We start from the raw sequence: 5,938 nt of genomic DNA, 5'->3' as shown, positions 1-5,938 counted from the left end.
CCCACCAACCATCTCGACGCCGAAACCACGGGGTGGCTCGAAGGGCATCTGCGCGACTACCCGGGCGCGATCCTGATCGTGACCCACGATCGCTACTTCCTCGACAACGTMACCGGCTGGATCCTTGAACTCGACCGCGGCCGCGGCATTCCCTACGAGGGCAATTATTCGTCGTGGCTCGAGCAGAAGCAAAAGCGGCTCGAGCAGGAGGGCCGTGAGGAGGAGGCGCACAAGCGCACCATCGAACGAGAGCGCGAATGGGTTTCCGCCTCTCCGAAGGCCCGTCAGGCCAAGTCCAAGGCCCGTATCCAGCGCTATGAGGACCTCGTAGCCAAGGCGAACGAGAAGGGACCGACGACCGCGCAGATCATTATTCCCATCGCCGAGCGCCTGGGTAACAACGTCATCGAGTTCGACAACCTGAAGAAAGCCTTCGGCGACAAGCTCCTCATCGACGGGCTGTCGTTCAAGCTGCCGCCAGGCGGCATCGTCGGCATCATCGGGCCGAACGGCGCGGGCAAGACCACCCTGTTCCGCATGATCACCGGGCAGGAGCAGCCGGACGAGGGTGCGATCCAGATCGGTGAGAGCGTCAAACTCGGCTATGTCGACCAAAGCCGCGACTCGCTCGATGCCAACAAGACCCTCTACGAGGAGATTTCAGGCGGTAACGAGATCCTCTATCTGGGCAAGCGCGAAATCAATGCGCGCGCCTATTGTGGCGCTTTCAACTTCAAGGGCTCCGACCAACAGAAGAAGGTCGGCGTGCTGTCGGGCGGTGAGCGCAACCGGGTGCATCTCGCCAAGATCCTGAAATCGGGCGCGAACGTCTTGCTGCTTGACGAGCCGACCAACGATCTCGATGTCGACACCCTGCGAGCGCTCGAAGAAGCACTCGAGGATTACGCGGGTTGCGCCGTCATCATCAGCCACGATCGCTGGTTCCTCGACCGTATCGCCACCCACATCCTCGCCTTCGAGGGCGACAGTCACGTGGAATGGTTCGARGGCAACTTTGCCGACTACGAAGAGGACAAGAAGCGCAGGCTCGGGGTGGATTCCACCATTCCACATCGCATCAAGTACAAGAAATTTTCCCGCTAGACATACTGGCCCCGATCACGAAATGGTCGCAGGCCCGCCATTGTGCGGGCCTGCCTGCCAGGCCATTCCGCCGGTTCCTCGGAATTGTGGGGTCCTTTGCGGAAGGGAGTTGGGTTCTTGTTACAAACCGTGTATGACCCTTGAGGCACTAACAAGTGCCAAGAGATGAACGTGTCCGCAGATAGAATTTCGAACTTCCAATCCGTTTCCACCCCTGAAGAGGCCGTCGATCGGCTTATTCGCCTCTACGACGCCGCCATCGAGGCGCAGCGTCAGGCTCTCGAGACCTTCTTCACGACCAAAGTCGCGCCCGGTCCCTCAGAGCGAGCCCGCTTTCGCTATCCGGAGCTGAGGGTCGTCTACAAGTCGACCGAGGTGCCCCCCGTCAAGCAGCGCGCTTATGCCAAGTTTCAAGGACCTGGAGTTTACGCAACGACAATTACGCAACCGGCTTTCTTCCGGGGCTACTTGCTCGAACAGCTGAACTATCTCGTCCGCGACTACGGCGCGACCATCGAGGTCGGTCTCAGCGACCAGGAGATACCGTATCCCTACGTTTTCGAGCGTGGGGACGAGCTCGGGCGTGGGGCGCATTCCGCTGCGGAACTGGCGCAACATTTCCCGACACCGCTTCTCGCCAAAGTCGGCGACGAGATCGCCGACGGGACCTGGATCTTCCGCGAGGGCGATCCGCGGCCCCTGTCGCTGTTCGACGCGGCGCGGGTCGATTATTCGCTCCGCCGCCTCGTTCACTACACCGGCACGGATTGGCGTTCGCTGCAGCCCTGGATTCTTCTGACCAACTACCATCGCTACGTTGATCAGTTCGTGCGCTGGGCGGTGAGCGTGCTGGCGAATGACGACAGCCCCTTCGAAAGGCTGGTTCTGCCAGGCGGCATCACCATCGAGCGCGGGCTGGACGAAAGCACGGTCTCCGATCTCATCGGAGCTTCGCCTTGGCACCGCTTCCAGATGCCGGCCTATCACCTCGTCCGCAAGGACGGGCAAGGGGTCACCCTTGTCAATATCGGCGTCGGACCATCGAACGCCAAGAACATTACCGACCATCTTGCGGTCATCCGGCCCCATTGCTGGCTGATGGTGGGCCATTGCGGAGGCTTGCGCCAATCGCAAACGATCGGCGACTACGTCCTGGCGCATGGGTATCTGCGGCGCGATCACATCCTCGACGATATGGTCCCGCCGGAAATTCCGATTCCGGCATTGGCTGAAGTTCAGGTTGCCTTGCAGGAGGCTGCGGCGCAGGTCACGGGTGAGCGGGGCGATGCTCTCAAGCGTCGTCTTCGGACCGGCACCGTCGTGACCTACGACGACCGCAATTGGGAACTGCGTTGGAGCCAGGAACGGCGGCAGATCAATTTGTCCCGCGCGATCGCCGTCGACATGGAAAGCGGCACGATCGCTGCACAAGGTTACCGGTTGAGGGTTCCCTACGGGACGTTGCTCTGCGTATCCGACAAACCTCTTCACGGAGAGATCAAGTTGCCGGGCGCCGCCAATGCCTTTTACGAGCGCGCGGTGAGCGAGCACCTGATGATCGGAATCAGCGCGCTCGATGTCCTGCGTGATCAGCGCTCCTCGTTGCATTCGCGAAAACTACGCAGCTTCGACGAACCACCGTTCCGGTAACGTCGAGGATGCGACGCGAAACACTGGGCTTGCTGCTCGGCTTCGTCGGCGTGTGCATTTTCGCGGCCACGCTTCCGTTCACGTATCTCGCTGTCGAGCATCTTAGTCCGCTTTTCGTGACGGCGGCGCGGGCGGCCTTTGCCGGCTTGCTGGCGGGAGCGACTCTGCTCCTTCTCGGCAAGCCGTTGCCGCGCAAGCAAGTCGGAACCCTTCTGCTCGTAGCCCTATGCCTCGTCGGCGGCTTCCCAGGCTTTATCGCACTCGCGATGCAGAGTGTGCCGGCCTCGCATGGCGGTGTCGTTCTCGGGATTCTGCCTTTAGCGACATCAGTCATCAGCACCATGATTGCCGGTGAGCGGCCAAGCCTGGCGTTCTGGATCGCGGCGACGGCGGGAGCGGCGATCGTCACTGGATTTACTCTTGTCGAAGGGGACGGGACGCTTCGACAAGGTGATCTGTTCTTGCTGGGTGCCGTCGCAAGTTCGGCACTCGGCTATGTTCTTTCGGCCAAGCTCGTTCAATCCGGTCTTGCGGGATGGGAAGTCATCTCCTGGGTCCTGGTCGTGGCTCTTCCGGCAACCGTTCCTTTGGCATTGTGGAGCTTTCCTTCAAATCCAGAGCAAATACCGGCGTGGAGCTGGATCGGTCTGCTCTACGTCTCGCTCATGAGCCAGTATATCGGCTTCTTCGCTTGGAATGCCGGCTTGGCCATCGGCGGTATCGCCCATGTGAGCCAGGTCCAACTGCTTCAAACCTTCGTCACGCTGCTGATTGCCTCCCTCCTCAACCGGGAGCCGATCGGGATTTCGGCTTGGCTCGTTTCCGGTGCGGTGCTCGTACTGGTCGTTGCCGCCGGTCGCGCTCGGGTACGCCAAAAGAAATAGGCGAGACCGATCAGGGGCGACGATCCTTCGCATTCCATCAACGACGGCTCTTCCAGCGACGATCGCCTCTTGCCGTCGGGCCAAATCGGATATAAACATATCTTTATATGTGAGATCGTTGCGCGATGGCCGACAAAGCTGCCCCTTCTCTTGATTTGACGCTGAGCATCCTTCGGGCCGCGGCCGAAGAGACGCGTCTGCGCATTCTGGCTCTCCTGATCGAAGGAGAGCTTTCGGTTTCGGATCTCACCGATATCCTGGGTCAATCGCAACCGCGCATCTCCCGTCACCTCAAGCTGCTGGTCGAAGCGGGCCTCGTGGAACGGCATCGGGAGGGGGCGTGGGCCTTTTTCCGCCTGACCGATCGAAGTGCCGCCATGCGCATCCTCCGGCCCATGCTGGAGGGTCTCGATCGGTCGGATCCACAGCTGCAGGACGATCAGACACGTCTTTCCGCCGTGCGCAACCAGCGCGCCCAGGCCGCGCAAGCGTTCTTCTCGCGTCTTGCGCCGGAATGGGATCGCCTGCGCACGCTGCACGCGCCGGAACCTATCGTCGAAGCGGCGGTTCTCGAGGCCCTTGGGCCGAAATCCTATCGCAATCTGCTCGATCTCGGCACGGGAACGGGTCGTATGCTGCAGCTTCTCGCGCCGCACGCCTCGCGCGTCGTCGGCCTGGATGCGAGTCATGCGATGCTGTCGGTCGCTCGCGCGAACCTCGAAAAAGCCGGTGTTCAGCGGATTGAATTGCGGCAGGGCGACATCTACGCGCCGCCTTTCTCCCGCGACACGTTCGATCTCGTCGTCGTTCACCAAGTGTTGCACTACCTGGATGATCCGGGGCGCGCCATCCGGGAAGCCGCCCGTCTGCTGTCGCCGGGTGGACGCCTGCTGATCGTCGATTTTGCGCCGCACCGGCTCGAGTTCCTGCGGGAAGCGCAAGCTCACCGCCGTCTTGGATTTGCCGCTGATCAAATGACGTCCTGGCTCGAAGAAGCCGGGCTCGATTGTGCAGCGAACAAGAACATCGATCCGACCCAGAAAGGAGAGGAGCAACTGACTGTTTCTCTCTGGATCGGACAGGATCGCCGCATCGTTTCCGATTGGCCGTTGGCCGAATCCGACAAAGAGGTCGCCTGATGTCGCCCATTACTTTCCGCGCCAGCCGGCAGGGCAACCCGATCAAGGTGTCCTTCGAGTTCTTTCCGCCGAAGACGGCCGAGATGGAAACTACGTTGTGGGCATCGATCGAGCGTCTCGCTCCGCTCAGCCCGCAATTCGTATCGGTGACCTATGGCGCCGGCGGATCGACTCGCGAACGTACGCACGCGACCGTATCGCGCATCGTTCGAGAGACTGGCCTGAAGCCGGCGGCGCATCTGACCTGCGTTGGCGCGACCCGGGACGAGGTCAACGAAGTCGTGCGATCCTATTGGGACGCCGGCGTTCGTCATATCGTGGCGCTGCGCGGCGATCCGCTCACCGGCATCGGCACCGCGTATGCGCCGCATCCGGGCGGCTACGATCAAACCTGCGATCTCGTCGCCGGGATCAAGGCGAACGGAGATTTTGAGGTTTCGGTCTCCGYCTACCCTGAAAAGCATCCCGAAGCCGCGTCGCTCGATGCGGATATCGACGCGCTGCAAGCGAAGGTCGACGCCGGCGCCGATCGCGCGATCACRCAGTTCTTCTTCGACAACGATCTCTATTTTCGGTACCTCGATCGCGTCCGCGCTCGCGGCATCAACATTCCGGTCATTCCGGGTATCGTCCCGGTACAGAACTTCAAGCAAACGGCCAACTTCGCATCGAAAACCGGCGCCAGCGTGCCGGAGTGGCTCGCCGCACGCTTCGACGGTCTCGAACAGGATGTGGAAACGCGAAAGCTCGTCGCCGCTGCCGTTGCCGCCGAGCAGGTGCTCGACCTCGTCGACCGTGGCGTCAACGAATTCCATTTCTATACGATGAACAGGGCCGATCTGGTTTACGCGATTTGCCACCTTCTCGGTCTGCGCGAGCAGGGCGACAAGGTCGCCGCCTGAACGCCAGCAAAAAACCTCGAAAGAAAAACAATGTCCGACCTGACTCCTCGTCCTGCAAATGGCGCCGACGTTTTGAAAGCGCTCCGTGAAGCGGCCTCCCAACGCATCCTTGTTCTGGATGGCGCCATGGGGACGGAGTTGCAGCGTTCGCGTTTCTCGGAAGAGGACTTTCGCGGTCAGCGCTTCAAGGACTGGGACCAGGACGTCAAGGGCAACAACGATCTCCTGATCCTCACGCAACCCGAAGCGGTGCGCGACG

General features: G+C 61.1%; 6 protein-coding genes. All 6 read left to right on the top strand.

What is annotated here, in order from left to right; genetic code table 11:
* Window positions 1-1,104, top strand: a 1,104-nt coding sequence (ettA, locus tag AC1DT3_RS10550) for an energy-dependent translational throttle protein EttA (RefSeq protein ID WP_477465209.1), incomplete at its 5' end; no start/stop codon positions are given.
* 165 nt (window positions 1,105-1,269) lie between these two features.
* The gene (locus AC1DT3_RS10545; RefSeq protein ID WP_477465208.1) at window positions 1,270-2,754 is read left to right on the top strand and encodes an AMP nucleosidase; all 1,485 of its coding nucleotides are present in this window, start codon (window positions 1,270-1,272) and stop codon (window positions 2,752-2,754) included.
* 8 nt (window positions 2,755-2,762) lie between these two features.
* The gene (locus AC1DT3_RS10540) at window positions 2,763-3,638 is read left to right on the top strand and encodes a DMT family transporter (protein ID WP_477465207.1); all 876 of its coding nucleotides are present in this window, start codon (window positions 2,763-2,765) and stop codon (window positions 3,636-3,638) included.
* 125 nt (window positions 3,639-3,763) lie between these two features.
* The gene (locus AC1DT3_RS10535; protein WP_477465206.1) at window positions 3,764-4,777 is read left to right on the top strand and encodes an ArsR/SmtB family transcription factor; all 1,014 of its coding nucleotides are present in this window, start codon (window positions 3,764-3,766) and stop codon (window positions 4,775-4,777) included.
* Complete coding sequence (metF, locus tag AC1DT3_RS10530; protein ID WP_477465205.1) at window positions 4,777-5,679, top strand: methylenetetrahydrofolate reductase [NAD(P)H]; 903 nt, start codon at window positions 4,777-4,779, stop codon at window positions 5,677-5,679. Before AC1DT3_RS10535 ends, metF begins: the two co-directional genes overlap by 1 nt.
* Before the next feature lie 30 nt (window positions 5,680-5,709).
* Window positions 5,710-5,938 (top strand): homocysteine S-methyltransferase family protein (locus tag AC1DT3_RS10525; protein WP_477465204.1); only part of this gene is annotated, 229 nt, incomplete at its 3' end.

It is taken from the genome of Microvirga sp. P4_G7 (genome assembly GCF_056401005.1).
Note: the sequence above shows the minus strand (reverse complement) of the source record. Positions and strands in the feature narration are given on the sequence as shown.